Annotated in this window: 3 tRNA genes and 1 rRNA gene; all 4 read left to right on the top strand. The window is 50.9% G+C overall.

What is annotated here, in order from left to right:
- A 5S ribosomal RNA gene (rrf, locus tag G9F74_RS30725) occupies positions 1-85 on the top strand; the annotation flags it as partial.
- A gap of 4 nt (positions 86-89) precedes the next feature.
- Positions 90-165, top strand: a tRNA-Val gene (locus tag G9F74_RS29585).
- Between the two features lie 4 nt (positions 166-169).
- A tRNA-Thr gene (locus G9F74_RS29580) sits at positions 170-245 on the top strand.
- Between the two features lie 14 nt (positions 246-259).
- Positions 260-335 (top strand) — tRNA-Lys (locus tag G9F74_RS29575).
- Position 336 lies beyond the last annotated feature (1 nt).

Raw genomic sequence — 336 nt, 5'->3', positions numbered from 1 at the left:
TTCCCATACCGAACACGGAAGTTAAGCTCTCTAGCGCCGATGGTAGTTGGGACCTTGTCCCTGTGAGAGTAGGACGTTGCCAGGCAAATGGAGGATTAGCTCAGCTGGGAGAGCACCTGCCTTACAAGCAGGGGGTCGGCGGTTCGATCCCGTCATCCTCCACCATTTAGCCGACTTAGCTCAATTGGTAGAGCAACTGACTTGTAATCAGTAGGTTGGGGGTTCAAGTCCTCTAGTCGGCACCAGTTTTTAATTGTACGAGCCATTAGCTCAGTTGGTAGAGCATCTGACTTTTAATCAGAGGGTCGAAGGTTCGAATCCTTCATGGCTCACCAT

Origin of the sequence: Bacillus sp. EKM202B, from assembly GCF_011066025.1 — a bacterium.
GTDB lineage: Bacteria > Bacillota > Bacilli > Bacillales > Bacillaceae_G > Bacillus_A > Bacillus_A toyonensis.
Note: the sequence above shows the minus strand (reverse complement) of the source record. Positions and strands in the feature narration are given on the sequence as shown.